Origin of the sequence: Arachidicoccus rhizosphaerae (genome assembly GCF_900107765.1) — a bacterium.
Lineage (GTDB): Bacteria > Bacteroidota > Bacteroidia > Chitinophagales > Chitinophagaceae > Arachidicoccus > Arachidicoccus rhizosphaerae.
Genome location: NZ_FNQY01000026.1, coordinates 41,324 through 56,534, shown reverse-complemented (window position 1 = coordinate 56,534; position 15,211 = coordinate 41,324). Strand labels below are relative to the sequence as shown.

The 15,211-nt window shown below is 41.5% G+C and carries 13 protein-coding genes and 1 tRNA gene; 13 read left to right on the top strand and 1 reads right to left on the bottom strand.

The features are described 5' to 3' along the window. The 3 genes from BLU80_RS20170 to darG form a co-directional block, all read left to right on the top strand. A partial coding sequence (locus tag BLU80_RS20170) for a transposase (protein ID WP_139188184.1) occupies positions 1-140 on the top strand: 140 nt, incomplete at its 5' end. Positions 141-149: 9 nt separating this feature from the next. Next, entirely contained in the window at positions 150-716 is a 567-nt protein-coding gene (locus BLU80_RS16530; protein ID WP_091400673.1) for a DUF4433 domain-containing protein, read from the top strand. Continuing rightward, on the top strand, positions 691-1,752 hold the full coding sequence (darG, locus tag BLU80_RS16525; RefSeq protein ID WP_211481886.1) for a type II toxin-antitoxin system antitoxin DNA ADP-ribosyl glycohydrolase DarG: 1,062 nt from the start codon (positions 691-693) through the stop codon (positions 1,750-1,752). The genes BLU80_RS16530 and darG overlap by 26 nt, the downstream gene beginning before the upstream one ends. Positions 1,753-2,003: 251 nt before the next feature. Here the strand turns inward: darG and BLU80_RS16520 are convergent. Then, positions 2,004-2,087, bottom strand: a tRNA-Leu gene (locus BLU80_RS16520). Between the two features lie 145 nt (positions 2,088-2,232). Here BLU80_RS16520 and BLU80_RS16515 point away from each other — a divergent pair. From BLU80_RS16515 to BLU80_RS16470, 10 genes are all read left to right on the top strand, one after another. Next, the gene (locus tag BLU80_RS16515) at positions 2,233-3,726 is read left to right on the top strand and encodes a GH3 auxin-responsive promoter family protein (RefSeq protein WP_091400671.1); all 1,494 of its coding nucleotides are present in this window, start codon (positions 2,233-2,235) and stop codon (positions 3,724-3,726) included. 169 nt (positions 3,727-3,895) lie between these two features. After that, on the top strand, positions 3,896-5,053 hold the full coding sequence (locus BLU80_RS16510; protein WP_091400669.1) for a 1-deoxy-D-xylulose-5-phosphate reductoisomerase: 1,158 nt from the start codon (positions 3,896-3,898) through the stop codon (positions 5,051-5,053). Positions 5,054-5,098: 45 nt separating this feature from the next. Next, entirely contained in the window at positions 5,099-6,445 is a 1,347-nt protein-coding gene (gene rseP, locus BLU80_RS16505; protein WP_091400668.1) for an RIP metalloprotease RseP, read from the top strand. Between the two features lie 55 nt (positions 6,446-6,500). Next, entirely contained in the window at positions 6,501-7,622 is a 1,122-nt protein-coding gene (locus BLU80_RS16500; RefSeq protein ID WP_091400666.1) for a glycosyltransferase family 4 protein, read from the top strand. A 91-nt stretch (positions 7,623-7,713) separates the two neighbouring features. Continuing rightward, positions 7,714-8,298 carry a D-sedoheptulose-7-phosphate isomerase gene (locus BLU80_RS16495; RefSeq protein ID WP_091400665.1) on the top strand — a complete coding sequence of 195 codons (585 nt, stop codon included), beginning with the start codon at positions 7,714-7,716 and terminating at the stop codon, positions 8,296-8,298. Positions 8,299-8,392: 94 nt separating this feature from the next. Further along, positions 8,393-9,007 (top strand): D-glycero-alpha-D-manno-heptose-1,7-bisphosphate 7-phosphatase, encoded by a 615-nt coding sequence (locus tag BLU80_RS16490; protein ID WP_091400663.1) that lies wholly within the window; start codon positions 8,393-8,395, stop codon positions 9,005-9,007. Between the two features lie 31 nt (positions 9,008-9,038). After that, positions 9,039-9,674: a 16S rRNA (guanine(527)-N(7))-methyltransferase RsmG gene (rsmG, locus tag BLU80_RS16485; protein ID WP_091400661.1), complete on the top strand. Its 636-nt coding sequence runs from the start codon at positions 9,039-9,041 to the stop codon at positions 9,672-9,674. A gap of 137 nt (positions 9,675-9,811) precedes the next feature. After that, positions 9,812-12,541: a M1 family metallopeptidase gene (locus BLU80_RS16480; RefSeq protein ID WP_091400659.1), complete on the top strand. Its 2,730-nt coding sequence runs from the start codon at positions 9,812-9,814 to the stop codon at positions 12,539-12,541. 106 nt (positions 12,542-12,647) lie between these two features. After that, positions 12,648-13,139 (top strand): hypothetical protein, encoded by a 492-nt coding sequence (locus tag BLU80_RS16475; RefSeq protein ID WP_091400657.1) that lies wholly within the window; start codon positions 12,648-12,650, stop codon positions 13,137-13,139. 416 nt (positions 13,140-13,555) lie between these two features. Further along, positions 13,556-15,199, top strand: coding sequence for a CTP synthase (locus BLU80_RS16470; protein WP_091400655.1), 1,644 nt, complete (start codon positions 13,556-13,558; stop codon positions 15,197-15,199). Positions 15,200-15,211: the final 12 nt, after the last annotated feature.

Below are 15,211 nucleotides of genomic sequence, written 5' to 3'. Positions count from 1 at the left end.
CTAGAACATCAAGTGGATTACATGAAAATACAAACGGTAGAATCCAAGCAATTGTTGCAAAAGCAAGAGGGTTTGCTAACTTCGAAAGGTTCAGAATAAATGCCCTATTTTATTACGGAAATTTACAATACGACCATTAATTATTTAGTATACCCAATTTTGTTTCAATTGGAGATAAAACTTTAATAAATAATAGAGATATTAAATTTGTCAAGATACAAAACGGCAATCTGACAAAAAGCCATGCACCAATAATTAAATTGGGTGATTTTATACCATTTTATTTTGGTGTTCGAATGCCGATGTTGTACGTGATACAACATGGAGGGAATTTTGTTCCTAATGCGGTTAATCCTGAAAATATTGTATATTTAGCATGCTCCGTAGTGCAGGTAGCGAGCATAGGAAAGACGTTTTATTTCTCTGATGGCCACGGGACGGATCGATTTACCAGATTCTATGATTATAGTAAGTTACCTCAACTGCCGGATATTATTGATTGGGAAGCGATTACAAAGCAATATTGGGGTACAGCAAATTTGGACGTTAAGCGGAAAAAGCAGGCAGAATTTATTATTGAAGGAGACATACCTCCTCATTTAATAATAGGGTTCGGTTGTTTTAATAAAGATGCAAGAAATAGATTAATAGATATGGGTGTTCTGGGAACTAAGATAAAAATTATCCCTAATGCTTATTATTCAAATGGAATATAATATGATAAAATATATAACAGGCGATTTATTTGAAAGTGGTGCTGAAGCGTTGGTCAATACTGTGAACTTAGTTGGCGTTATGGGGAAAGGTATCGCGCTTCAATTTAAGAATGCGTATCCTAATAATTTTAAAGCATATCAAAATGCCGTTAAAAATAGTGAAATAGCTATTGGAAAAGTTTTTGTTTCAAGAGATTCTAGTAGCATTAGCGGAGAAAAAATCATTATCAATTTCCCGACAAAAACTGATTGGCGAAAGCCGTCAGAATATCAGTATATCGAAGATGGACTTGATGATTTAATTAAAGTAATAAAAAATAATGATATAAAGAGTGTCGCAATACCACCTCTAGGGGCAGGAAATGGAGGATTGGAGTGGGAAAGAGTTAAAAGGATTATTGAGAATAAATTGGGAGATCTTGATATTGAGATTTATCTGTTTGAGCCAACAACTCATATTAAAGAACAACTAAAAAAGGAAAGGGTGAAACTTACTGATGCCCGCGCCCTGTTGTTATTTGTTCTTTATGATTTAGTTAGAAATGGGGAATATGTCTCGGAATTTTCTAGCGAAAAAGTTTGTTACTTTTTGCAAAAATTTGGGGCTGAAAAGTATTTTAAATTAGAGTATGAACCAAAATTTTATGGACCATATTCTGGAAAGGTGAGATTTTTGCTAAATGCATTGAACGGAAGTTATCTGATGGGATATAGCGGTATGGATAAAAAACCATTTGAGCCACTGACTTTAATTTCGGATGGATATGATACAGTCAAAATGTATGTAGAAAGCAATAAAGAGATTTTTAAAATTGCTCAAAAGACAATGCGCTTCTTGGATGGATTTTATTCTGATTTTGCTTTAGAACTTTTGTCTTCTTTGGATTATCTTTCTATTAAAAACAATACATTTGAACCTGAAGATGTTGCTGAAAAACTAGAAGAATGGAGTGATAGAAAAAGAAGCATGTTTTCAGATCCTGAGTATATTGATATTTCATTGAATCATTTGAAACAAGCAGAATTTTTGGTGTAGAAAGACGCTTTCTATTTATTCGCTTGAATATACTTTTAGGTCAATATTCCCAATAGTTACAATACTGCATTTTTTCTCCGTTGCGCTTTATACTGGGTGTTATTTTGACATCCATTTTTTGACATAATGTGAACCAAAACGCATGCCATGTGCGTGCCTGAAAAGAGTAATGTAAACTTTTGAAAAGAGTGTGTTGGAGTTTCTAAAATAAATAAACCGTTGTAAATAATTTATTTACAACGGTTTAAGAGTGCCCAGGACTGGATTCGAACCAGCACATCCTTGCGAACGCTGCGACCTGAACACAGTGCGTCTACCAATTTCGCCACCTGGGCATTCAGGAGCGCAAAAGTAAGTTGAAAATTTGAAATTCAAAAATTAATTTGAAAAGAATTTATTTTATTATCGAATTTATCGAATTTTTCTAGTGCTTGCATGTGCATTTAAGTTACATTTGGAGCCTAAGAATTGTATAGAAAGATGCATGTAAAATCATTATTGGCAAGGCCCTTTGCGGGTTTTATCTATAGTAAGGTAAAAAAGGAAATGGCCAGTGCGGTGGAGGATCAGAAAAGTATTCGCCAGTACCTGATTAAGTCAGCCCAGCATACCGTTTTTGGTAAAGACCATGGATTTGACAGTATCAAAACCTATGAGGATTTTAAAAATCATATCCCTGTCAGAGATTATGAACAATTGCGTCCTTATGTAGAAAAAGTAAAGGAAGGCAAACAGAATATTCTCTGGAAAGGGCAGCCATTATATTTTGCCAAGACCAGTGGAACGACAAGCGGGGCAAAATACATTCCCATTTCAAAGGAATCTATTTCCAATCATATTAATACAGCGCGTAATGCGTTATTATGTTATATCGCCCAAACCGGCAAAGCTGACTTTACAGGAGGTAAGATGATATTTTTGAGCGGATCTCCGGTGCTGGATAGAATAGGCGGGGTTCCTTCAGGAAGACTCAGTGGAATTGTTAACCACCATGTACCGCCTTATCTGAGAACCAATCAGCTTCCTAAATATGAAACCAATTGTATTGAGGACTGGGAGACTAAGCTGGATAAAATTGTCGAAGAAACCAGTAATAAGGATATGACCCTGATAAGCGGCATTCCGCCTTGGGTTCAGATGTATTTTGACCGGTTGATCGAAAAGCACGGTAAAAAGGTGGGTGAGATTTTCCCTAATTTTTCACTAATGGTGTATGGAGGGGTTAATTTTGAGCCGTATAAACAAAAACTCTTTGAATCCATTGGCAAGAAAATTGATACAATTGAGCTTTTTCCTGCCTCAGAAGGCTTTTTTGCCTTTCAGGATTCTCAGACGGAAAAGGGAATGTTACTCAATACAAATTCAGGGATTTTCTTTGAATTTATTCCCGCCGATGAATACGGGAAGCCGGGAGCCAGCAGGCTGTCTTTGGAGGAAGTTGCCTTAGAACAGAATTATGCATTGATTATCAGTAATAATGCAGGCCTTTGGGCTTATGATATAGGAGATATGGTTCGTTTTGTCAGTTTAAATCCCTACCGGATTATTGTGACAGGCAGAACCAAGCATTTTATCTCTGCATTTGGCGAACATGTGATCGGGGAAGAAGTCGATTTTGCCATGCAGGCAGCGGCTGCTGAATGTGGGGCAAGAATTACTGAGTTTACTGTGGCTCCGATGGTTGTTCAAGGAGAAGGTAAGAGCTACCATGAGTGGCTCGTAGAATTTGAAAATCAGCCGGCAGATTTGGAGAAGCTGGCTTTGACAATTGATAATTATCTGAGAAAGAAGAACACATATTATGATGATTTGATTGCTGGAGGTATTCTTCAGACGCTTCGGATCACGCCCGTTAAAAAAGACGGCTTTATTAATTATATGCGATCTGTGGGCAAACTGGGTGGGCAAAATAAGCTTCCCCGCTTAAGTAATGACCGCAAAATCGCTGATGCATTAAATGAATTTTTAATTTAACCCATGTAATCACCGGTTTTTATTAGTTTGAACGGTATGTTTTAGGGAATTTGACTGAAAATTTACTCCGGCAGCGTTCTGAAGGCGGCATTTTCTATTTAGGCCTAAAACCAATATCTTTACAACGAATCATAAAAACCAGGTTTATACAACCTGCATTCTGAAAATTATGCAAAAAAGACGCATTGCAATATTTGGCTCTACCGGTTCAATAGGTAAACAGACCCTGGAAATCATTGAGGAAAATCCTGAATTGTTCTGTGCAGAGATCCTGACGGCATCCACCAACGTGGACCTGTTAATTGAACAAGCCCTTAAATTTGATCCTAATATTGTGGTTATTGCGGATGAAAGCCAATTTTCAACCGTCCAGACGGCCCTCATGCAGACCAATATTAAGGTTTTTGCAGGTGACCAGGCGCTGGTAGATGTTGCTGGGATGGACAGTTATGATTTAATGATTGCCGGCATTGTTGGATTTGCCGGTTTAAAGCCGACGCTTAAAGCGATAGAAAGTGGTAAGCCCGTCGGACTGGCCAATAAGGAAACACTGGTAGTAGCCGGTGATATCGTTATGCGGACAGCTGCGGAAAACAGAGTGCCGATAATCCCGGTGGATAGTGAGCATTCTGCCATTTTTCAATGTCTGGTGGGTGAGGGCCGCAATAAAATCGACCGGGTAATCCTTACTGCCAGTGGTGGTCCGTTTTTAGGAAGAAAGCCGAATTACCTGGTGAATGTGAAAAGAGAACATGCGCTTCAACACCCAAACTGGCAGATGGGCGCCAAAATTTCCATTGATTCTGCGACTTTAATGAATAAAGGCCTGGAAATGATTGAGGCAAAATGGTTATTTAACCTGGCTCCTCAGCAAATCCATGTAATTGTACATCCGGAAAGTATCATTCATTCAATGGTGGAATTTGAGGATGGCAGCATTAAGGCACAGATGGGACTGCCCAATATGAAAGTGCCTATCCAATATGCATTAAGCTTTCCACATAGAATTGCTTCAAAGTTTCCCAGATATGATTTTCTAAAACCAGATGCCCTGCATTTTGAAAAACCGGATTTAAAGACTTTCCGCAATCTGGCCCTGGCATCAGAAGCCCTGAACAAAGGGGGGAATTTACCTTGTATTCTCAACGCAGCCAATGAGTTAGCGGTTTATGCCTTCCTGCATAACAGGATAGGATTTTTAGAAATGACGGATGTCATTGAGAAAACCATGGCCAAAATCAGTTTTATAGAAAGGCCCAGCCTGGAAGATTACTTTGAAACTGATGGTGAAGCTCGTAATTTTGCAGCCACACTTGTAAATATGTAATCAAACCCGCATCAAAACTCAATTTTTTCATTACTTCGTAATTACATGACACTTTTAGCTATAGACTGGGCAACCGTAGGTATTAAAGCTGCCCAATTGATTTTATCTCTATCCATCCTGGTTGTCCTACATGAGTTTGGACATTATATAACTGCAAAATGGTTCAAATGCCGGGTAGAGAAGTTCTACCTTTTCTTTGATCCCTGGTTTTCCTTACTTAAGAAAAAGATTGGGGATACCGAATATGGTATTGGCTGGGTTCCCTTAGGCGGATATGTGAAGATATCCGGGATGATCGATGAAAGTATGGACAAAGCCCAGATGGCTGAGCCGCCCAAGCCTTATGAATTCAGGAGCAAGCCCGCCTGGCAAAGGTTAATCATTATGCTGGCCGGCATTATCGTGAATATCTTGCTGGGATTTTTTATCTATTCCATGATGCTATGGAAATGGGGCGATGCCTATCGTCCTACCGATAGTCTGCAGTATGGAATTGTAGCCGATTCATTGGCGCAAACAGTTGGGTTACAGAGTGGTGATAAAATACTGTCTTTAGATGGGAAAAAAGTGGCTCATTTTGAGGATATCCCCTTGAATATATTACTGGATGACGTTAAGTCTATTCAGGTCTCCAGAGCGGGGCAAACACTGAGTGTTGCGTTACCTTCTAATCTGACCTCGGTTATCATTAATAAGCATATCCATTTTCTGGGTGCCAGCGATTTTAGAATCAAGGTGCCAGCCATAGATTCTGTACAGACCGGCTCCGCGGCCGCCAAGGCAGGACTTAAAAAAGGAGATAAAATTATTGCCTTTAACGGAGCTCCGGTAGAGTTCTGGGATCAGGTGACACAGCCCACACAGGCCTCCAAGGGTAAAACAGTAAATCTTAGCGTTTTAAGAGGTACGGATACTTCCATGGTTGCTGTCAATGTTCCGGCAGATGGTATTATGGGAATTGCCGTTCAGTCAGAACCGCCTTATATCGTTCATTATACTTTCTGGGAAGCTTTACCTGCCGGCGTGGCCAAAGGCTGCCGGATGTTAGGCTCCTATGTAAAGCAACTGAAGATATTATTCGGGGGAAAAGTCAATTTATCTGAAGGAATGAGCGGTCCGGTGGGTATTGCGAATCTCTTTCCAGCCACCTGGGATTGGCAGGCATTCTGGTCGCTGACTGCATTTTTATCCATGATCCTGGCTATTATGAACTTACTGCCTATTCCTGCACTGGATGGCGGACATGCCCTGTTTTGTATTTATGAAATGATTACAGGTCGCAAGCCAGGCGATAAGTTTATGGAATATGCCCAGACAATCGGGATGGTTATTATATTGGCCCTGATGGTATTTGCCTTTGGTAATGATATATTCAGATTATTTAAAAAGTAGATCGTCTATAGCCTTGTAGGCAGATAGAGCAATAAATGTTTAAGCTGAGTCCTGTATGCATATCGTAATCCTTGGTCCGGCCTATCCGCTCAGAGGCGGATTGGCAAACTTTGATCAGCGTCTGGCCAGAGAATTTATGGCAGAGGGGCACAAGGTGACTATGTATACTTATAGTCTGCAATATCCTGGATTTTTATTTCCGGGAACTTCACAATACAGCGACGAGCCTGCTCCTGAAGATCTGGATATAAAGGTCGTCATTAACTCAGCAAATCCGCTGAACTGGCGTAAGGTAGGCAGGGAGCTTAGAAAGCTTCGCCCGGATCTGATTGTTGTACGTTACTGGATTCCTTATATGGGCGCCTGTCAGGGAAGTATTCTAAGGCAGGTAAAGAAAAACGGACATACCAAGGTTGTCTGTATTACGGATAATGTAATCCCTCACGAAAAAAGGCCGGGAGATACCTGGCTTACCCAATATTTTATAAAGCCCGTAGATGGTTTTATCACCATGAGCGCTTCCGTCCAAAAGGACTTGCAGCATTTTACGGATACGCCGTCAAGGCTGGTGGTTCATCCTTTATTTGATAATTTTGGAGATCCGGTGCCGCAAAGGGCAGCCCGGGAAAAATTAGACCTTCCTGATGGACCGCTCATCTTGTTTTTTGGTTTTATACGAAAATACAAGGGACTTGACCTGCTGTTTAAGGCCATGCGGCTCTTAAAAGACCGCAATAGCCGGGTTTTGCCAAAACTGATGGTAGCAGGAGAATATTACGGAGGTAAAGAAGAATACGAAAAATTGATTTCAGAATTGGATATTGAAAATCAATTGATTATGCGCACTTCTTTTATTGCGGATAGTGAGGTGAGGTATTACCTGAGTGCTGCCGATTTTGTGATTCAGCCTTACCGTGATGCCACACAAAGCGGCGTTACCCCACTGGCCTACCATTTTGAGAAACCCATGCTGGTGACCAATGTAGGGGGATTGCCCGACCTCGTGCCGGATGATCAGGTAGGTGTAGTGACAGAACCTACGCCGGGTTCTATTGCAGACGGCATCGAACAGTTATATACAAGAGGCGCAGCCCATTATTTACCATTTTTGAAGTCAGAAAAAGAGCGGTATAGCTGGGCTAAGTTTAGCGAGGCTATATTGGATCTTGGAAAATAAGGCGGTTTTAGATGGAGTGATGCACTTTACTTGATGCATAAAAGCTACCTTTGTGCCTTCCCGGGATAGGAGTAATTTAAATTCGAAGTACATGCAATCCATCATAAAAGACTGTATCTCAAGGTCTATTTCCGTAAAACAACGAATTCTTCAAGACCCTTCCTTTCTGGATCGTATGGAGCAGGCGGTCATGGTTGTCTCCCAGGCATTCAAAGAAGGTCATAAGGTTTGGTTTTGTGGCAATGGCGGCAGCGCAGCCGATGCGCAGCACCTGGCAGCAGAGTTTTCCGGTCGGTTCTACCTGAACCGCAAGGCATTGCCGGCGGAAGCCTTTCACTGTAATACTTCCTACCTGACAGCTGTGGCCAATGACTATGATTTTGATGTGATTTATTCCAGATTAATTGAAGGCCTGACACACCCTGGTGATGTACTCATCGGTCTTAGTACTTCCGGTGATTCTACCAATATAGTCAAGGCTTTTGAGTCAGCCAGAGCGGCTAAGGTATTCACCATTGGCCTTACGGGCGCTACCGGAGGCCAGCTTAAAGCGCTGAGCGACTTACTTTTTAATGTGCCGGCTACGGATACCCCCAGGATACAGGAAGCGCATATTTTGATTGGTCACATTATCTGTCAATTGGTGGAGGCACAAATCTTCGGGGATTTATCTTAATCACTGAGGCGCATAAATATTTAAATCTTATTAATATATTTTCGAATAAAAGAGCAATCGCAGCAAAGATTGCCGGAACCGGTTATATAGAACAATGGATAATACACAAACAGATAATGAAATCATTACGGATATTAAGGCAAGCGGACTTCCTTTAAAAATTGATAAAAGCTGGACCTTGTTTTTGGATAGAGACGGCGTCATCAATGAAGATCATGTGGGCTGGTATACGCTCAGTATTGATGAGTTTAGATTATATGAAGGTGCAAAAGAGGCTATGGTACAGTTTGCCCGGCAGTTCGGCCGCATCGTGATTTGTACCAATCAGCGCTGTATCGGCAGGGGGCTTTTGACAGAACAGGGATTGGCGGATATTCACGCTTATCTGATGAAGCTTATAGGACCGGATGGCGGTCGTATTGACCATTTCTATTACGCTAAAGAACTGTCTGATACTGATCCGCTCAGAAAACCCAATCCTGGTATGGCGCTACAGGCAAAAAAAGATTTTCCGGAGATTGATTTTTCCAAATCTGTCATGGTGGGCAATAATCCCAGTGATATGGAATTTGCCATGAATGCAGCCATCAGGCATAAAGTTTTTTTAAATACAACTATCGATGAACCTCCTATGAAAGATGGGGAGCCGATCAGTGATTTTAATTATCCGAGTCTGAAGGCATTTGCAGATCATATAAAAGTAGATTAATACATCCTAATAAATAATAAACAGGTTAATTATGGTGGGCGTTGAAGTGCTGACAAAATATTTCTCTGATTTTACGGATCATCAGTTGCAACAGTTTAAGGCACTGGGTACTCTCTATCCTGAGTGGAATGAAAAGATTAATGTGATTTCCAGAAAGGATATTGAGAGTCTGTATACCAGACACATTTTACATTCTCTTAGTATTGCGGCGCTTATTGAGTTTCAACCCGGTACCCAGATTATAGATATTGGTTGTGGCGGGGGATTTCCCGGCATTCCTCTGGCTATTTTCTTTCCGGAAGTTTCATTTCATATGGTGGATTCCATTAATAAAAAGCTGACCGTAGTCCGGGAAATTAGTCAGGCTATCGGGCTTACTAATATTACAGTTGAACATACCCGGGCAGAACAGATTACAAATCGTCAGTTTGATTTTGTGGTGTCCAGAGCGGTAACCACCCTTAAGAATCTCTGGCAATGGGGAAAGCCTCTTATTAAAAAAGGGAAGGAGCATGAAATTCCTAACGGACTCATTTGTCTGAAGGGAGGTGATCTGGCCGAGGAAGTATCCGAAAGTGGCCTCAGACCGCACATCTATAAGATTGATGATATTTTTAAAGAGCCTTTGTTTGAGGATAAATTTTTACTTCACGTCAAAAAAGGTTAATATTTACCGGGATACCTGGTTTTATTTTTGCTAGGGATATCCGAATGAATGTCGCCTTGACTTTAATCAAGGCAGTCACCTGAATGATTTGCAAATCTTAGTTTGTAGGATATGCTACTAAAAACAGCTAAAACAACATGAAGATCAGATTGGCTTTTTCCGGCTATTATTGGATGCTGGGTATTTTGCTGACGGGGTTTTGCGTAATATCCGGATGCAATAATGGGAAAGGTAAAAAGACAGAAGAAACGAAAAGGGTTAAACTGGTATCTGGCGTCTCAGCACAATTGGCAAGACACCGTGCTCATGTCATCAGTCAGTTAAGTTATACGGTAGATTATGATATTGCTGCCGACCCGGCAAAAGCAATCCAGGCGCATTCATCCATGCATTTTAATTTCCAGGACAGTTTAGCCAGACCCTTGCAGATCGATTTTAAACAAACCGGTGTGGCCAGCGTTAAGAAGATGGTGATTAACGGGACGCAGGTGGTGCCCAATTATCAGAAAGAACATATTATTGTCGATGCGAGCCAATTACAAAAAGGCCCTAATCAGATTGATTTCGAATTTCAGCCAGGCGAAGATGCGCTCAACCGAACAGCGGACTATATGTATACATTATTTGTGCCCGACAGGGCGCGCACTGCTTTGCCCTGTTTTGATCAGCCCGATTTAAAAGCGATATTTAAACTGACCTTGCATATTGATACCAGCTGGCAGGCGATTGCAAATGGAGCACTCCTGGACAGTACGGTGGACGGAAGCCGCAAAACACTGCATTTTGCCCCTTCAGATTCACTGAGTACTTATTTGTTTGCCTTTGTGGCCGGCCGGTTTAAAGTGGCAACAGGAAGGATAGCAGGACACGAGGCAAAGTTGCTGTACAGAGAAAATGATCCCGCCAAAATAAAAGCGAGTCTGCAACAGATTTTTGCGCTATCCGATAAGGCCGTTCGGTTTTACGAGAAATGGACGGGGATTGCCTATCCCTTCCATAATATGGGCATGGCTGCTATACCCAATTTTCAGTTTGGCGGGATGGAACATCCCGGTAATATTTTATATCAGTCTTCCACCTTGTTTTTAGACCCGGTAGCCACTGCCAGTCAGTTAAATAACCGGTCAAATTTATTGGCCCATGAGTTAGCGCATATGTGGTTTGGAGATCTTGTAACCATGTGCTGGTTCAATGATGTGTGGATGAAAGAAGTCTTTGCCAATTTTATGGCGGATAAATGCATGCGTCCTGCCGGTTCGGACGCGTCCTTTAATCATAAATTTTTAATTGATCATTATCCTCAGGCTTATGATGAAGACAGGACGGCAGGCGCTACGCCCATCCGGGGTGAGCTGGATAATCTCCAGAATGCCGGTCTGCTGTATGGCAATATAATCTACCATAAAGCGCCCATAATGATGCGGCAGCTTGAACAGGTGGCTGGCGCAGCAGCCTTCCAAAGAGGGGTGAAAAATTATCTGAAAGATTTTCAATTTGGCAATGCGGGCTGGCCGCAGCTCATAGAACTTATTGACAGGGAAACGCCTGAGGATTTATTAAAATGGAATAGGGTCTGGGTCAAGCGTGCAGGAAGACCGGAATTTGACTATCATTTGGAGACGAAAAATGGCAGTATATCCAAACTCCTCATTAGTCAGCACCCGGAAGTGGTTCCCGGTAAAAGGCCGGCCGTTGCCACCGGTACGGAAGATCAGGAGGATACAGCAACAGATAATCAAAAAGCGGACACTTCAGCAGTCTGGCCCCAGGTTTTTGATATCACGCTGTTTTATCCCAATGGCATAAAAGTCATCGGTGTTAAAAACGGAAGTGCTTCCATGGAAGTGAAAGCGGCCGAAGGCCAAAGGGCGCCATTGTTTATACTTTTTAATTCAAACGGTATGGGTTATGGCAGATTTCCTGCCAGCGGGATAATGGCGACCCATCTGAATTTAATCGGCACTCCTTTGCCAAGGGCCAGTGCTTATATAAATTTGTATGAACAAATGCTGGCAGGCAAAAAGTCGGCGCATGGATTAACCCCGCAGCGTCTGTTGAAAGCTTTTATGGAAGCTACTAAAACAGAAAAGGATGAATTGAATACGAAGCTTTTGCTGAATTATATTAAGACGATATACTGGGATTTTCTGCCTGCGGGTACCAGAGATTCGTTGGCCCCTGTACTGGAGACTGTCCTTTGGTCGGCAATGACCGGCAGCAGAACGGCTAATATTAAGAAACTGTATTTTGAAGGATTTAGTGATATCTTTTTAAGTAAGGAGGCTTTAGCAAGACTGCAAAGTATCTGGCAATTAAAAAAGGCCCCTACAGGTATTAGTCTTTATGAGGAGGATTATACCCAGCTTGCCGTACAGTTAGCACTCAGGATTCAGGATCATAAGGCAAACCGCGCCTTGCTGGATACAGCTTTAGCCAGGATAACCAATCCGGATAAAAAAGCCAGCTTTAAGATTGTGATGCAGGCCGCCAGTTGCGATCCGGACCAGAGAGATCAGTTTTTTAAAGCAATCAGTGATCCCGACGGACGTAAAAATGAAAGGGCGGTTCTGTCAGGATTATACCTTTTGAATCATCCCCTGCGTCAGCCGGAAAGTGAAAAATATATAAAACCAGGATTGAAAATGCTGGAAGATATCCAGGCTACTGGAACGATATTTTTCCCCAAAGGCTTTATGAGTGCTTTGCTTTATTATTATAATAGTACAAGTGCACGCTCTGTTCTTAATGAATATCTGGATGAGCATGCTGCAGATCAGCCAAAGCTGACTGAAAAATTATTGCAGGCGAGTGATCTGCTCAGAAGAAGTAATGACTGGGTATATTCAAAGCAGTCGGAAGAGAATTGATTATATTAGAACTTAAAATATACAGAAGTTTTTTGAATGTTATGTAGCGGATTGCGCGTGAAGTGCGTTTTCAGGGTATTCATTTTATTTTTAAAATTTATAACCGATGAAAAAAATCCTGTTAACCGCAGCAGCGGCTACTATGCTTATTGTTGCCTGTTCAAAAGACGATAATCCAGTTAAACCGGTTGATCCTACAGTTGAAATTAAAGGAGACTGGACGGGCGCCTCATATGAGATGACCGGCTTTATCAATGGTGTCGCAATTGAACAGACCAATAAGGATCAGGACGAACTGGTGAAGACACTTAATCTGACTTTGTTTAAAGGAACAGAAACAGCTGATTCAATTAAAGGTACTTATGGTACAGACAGTAAATCACTTTTAGGTACTTATGTGGTAAGTACAACCAATGATACTACGCGTATCGATGCTAAATTGACGCTTAGTGAAGATCAGGAGTTTGCATTTGCAGGTGATGTGAATTTGACCAGCGATTCTCTGATTGTCACTAAAGGTATTAAAGGTGATGTGGAATTTGGTGATCAAACAGCTGACAGTACTTCTACCGTCGTAAAATTTGTTCGTAAAAAATAAGAGCAGCAGCTATATAGCAGAAAAATTATAGTCGGATTCCTCTATACATGCTGTAAATAACATTTTGCGATTTTTGTTCGTTGAAGGTGGCCACCTCTTGATTGAATAATCCGGGGGTGGCATTTAGTGGTGTATATTTTATGGGGTCAGTTTTGTGCTGAATTTCATATGGTTATAAAGGTGCGGTTTTGTACTGTCCGTCCTTCACTGAACTCCGGTAAAAATTAACGTGTTGCTCTGGCCTAAATCCCGGAAAATTAAAATACCTTTGCATGACCTCCCTAGGAAAATGAGTCAAAATCCTTTTTCCAAAATCAATTATTAATAAGGTCACGTGCGTCATCCGTTTTTTGAGTATCAATGATCGGATGATTATTTTTTTTTGTATAAAAGTTGAATGTATATACAATATAATTATGGCAAAGTATGTATTTGTAACCGGTGGTGTGACCAGTAGTTTAGGAAAAGGTATTATAGCAGCTTCGCTTGCGAAGCTACTGCAAGCCAGAGGATTGAAAGTGACAATCCAGAAGTTCGATCCCTATATCAACATCGACCCCGGGACGATGAACCCCTATGAGCATGGAGAGTGTTATGTAACGGAAGATGGTGCAGAGACCGATCTGGATCTCGGGCATTATGAGCGTTTTTTGAATATTCACACTTCTCAGGCAAATAATGTGACGACCGGCAGGATTTATCAAACAGTCATTAACCGGGAAAGAGAGGGGGCTTATTTAGGGAAAACCGTACAGGTGATCCCGCATATTACGGATGAGATTAAGCGCCGTATGCTGCTGTTAGGCAGTGATGGAAATTATGATGTGGTGATTACAGAAATAGGTGGGACAATCGGTGATATTGAAAGTCTGCCTTTTGTGGAAGCCATCCGTCAGATTCAGTGGGAGCTACCCGAAGAAGATGTCTGTGTGGTGCACCTGACCTTAATTCCATATCTGAAAGCGGCAAAAGAGCTGAAAACCAAGCCTACGCAGCACTCCGTTAAGACGATGAGTGAAAATGGGGTTCATCCCGATATCATTGTCTGTCGTACGGAAGAGCCTTTAACCAATGAACTGAAAAGAAAGATTGCCTTATTCTGTAATGTGAAACAAGAAGCAGTCATTGAAGCGATGGATGCTTCTTCGATTTATGAGGTTCCCCTTGAAATGCTTAGAGAAAAACTGGATTTAATCTGTCTTAAAAAATTCCAGATTGCAGATATTAAAGAACCAAAATTAGAACAGTGGAAAATATTTTTGGATAAACTCAAATATCCGAAAAGTAAAATCACTATCGGCCTTATCGGTAAATATATTGAACTTCAGGATGCCTATAAGTCAATATTGGAGAGTTTTATCCATGCAGGTGCAGCCTGTGAGGTGAAGGTGCAGATCATTAATGTCCACAGTGAATTTATCACGAAAGAAAATGTTGCAGAAAAACTAGAAACCTTTGATGGTATGCTGGTGGCTCCCGGATTTGGGGAGAGAGGTATCGAAGGCAAGATTCTGGCCATTCAATATGCCAGGGAGCGCGGTGTGCCTTTCTTCGGGATTTGCCTGGGAATGCAGATGGCGGTCATTGAATTTGCCCGTAATGTGATTGGCCTGAAAGGAGCCCATTCCACAGAAATGAAAGAAGATGCCACTTATCCGGTGATCAGTATGATGGAAGAGCAAAAAAAGGTAAAACTGATGGGCGGAACGATGCGTTTAGGTGCTTATCCCTGTGAAATCAAGGAAGGGTCTCTGGCGCATAAAATCTATGGTGAGTTGAATATCTCTGAAAGACATCGTCACCGTTATGAGTTTAATAATGAATATCTGCAGCAGTTTATTGATAACGGCATGCTGGCAACCGGATTTAATCCGGAAACCGGACTGGTTGAAATTGTAGAAGTTCCGACCCACCCATTTTTTATCGGTGTACAATATCATCCTGAATTAAAGAGCACGGTTCTGAATCCTGCTCCTTTATTTGTACATTTTGTGGCGGCTGCCAAGCAATATAGCGAGAAGAGAATTGCTCATAAATCCTCAGCGGCAGTTATTCGTTAGCGTTATTCGAGC

Coding starts and splice junctions, on each gene's coding strand:
- darG (WP_211481886.1), top strand. CDS start 691: ATGCTTATTATTCAAATGGAATATAATATGATAAAATATATAACAGGC.
- BLU80_RS16515 (WP_091400671.1), top strand. CDS start 2,233: ATGCATGTAAAATCATTATTGGCAAGGCCCTTTGCGGGTTTTATCTAT.
- BLU80_RS16510 (WP_091400669.1), top strand. CDS start 3,896: ATGCAAAAAAGACGCATTGCAATATTTGGCTCTACCGGTTCAATAGGT.
- rseP (WP_091400668.1), top strand. CDS start 5,099: ATGACACTTTTAGCTATAGACTGGGCAACCGTAGGTATTAAAGCTGCC.
- BLU80_RS16500 (WP_091400666.1), top strand. CDS start 6,501: ATGCATATCGTAATCCTTGGTCCGGCCTATCCGCTCAGAGGCGGATTG.
- BLU80_RS16495 (WP_091400665.1), top strand. CDS start 7,714: ATGCAATCCATCATAAAAGACTGTATCTCAAGGTCTATTTCCGTAAAA.
- BLU80_RS16490 (WP_091400663.1), top strand. CDS start 8,393: ATGGATAATACACAAACAGATAATGAAATCATTACGGATATTAAGGCA.
- rsmG (WP_091400661.1), top strand. CDS start 9,039: ATGGTGGGCGTTGAAGTGCTGACAAAATATTTCTCTGATTTTACGGAT.
- BLU80_RS16480 (WP_091400659.1), top strand. CDS start 9,812: ATGAAGATCAGATTGGCTTTTTCCGGCTATTATTGGATGCTGGGTATT.
- BLU80_RS16475 (WP_091400657.1), top strand. CDS start 12,648: ATGAAAAAAATCCTGTTAACCGCAGCAGCGGCTACTATGCTTATTGTT.
- BLU80_RS16470 (WP_091400655.1), top strand. CDS start 13,556: ATGGCAAAGTATGTATTTGTAACCGGTGGTGTGACCAGTAGTTTAGGA.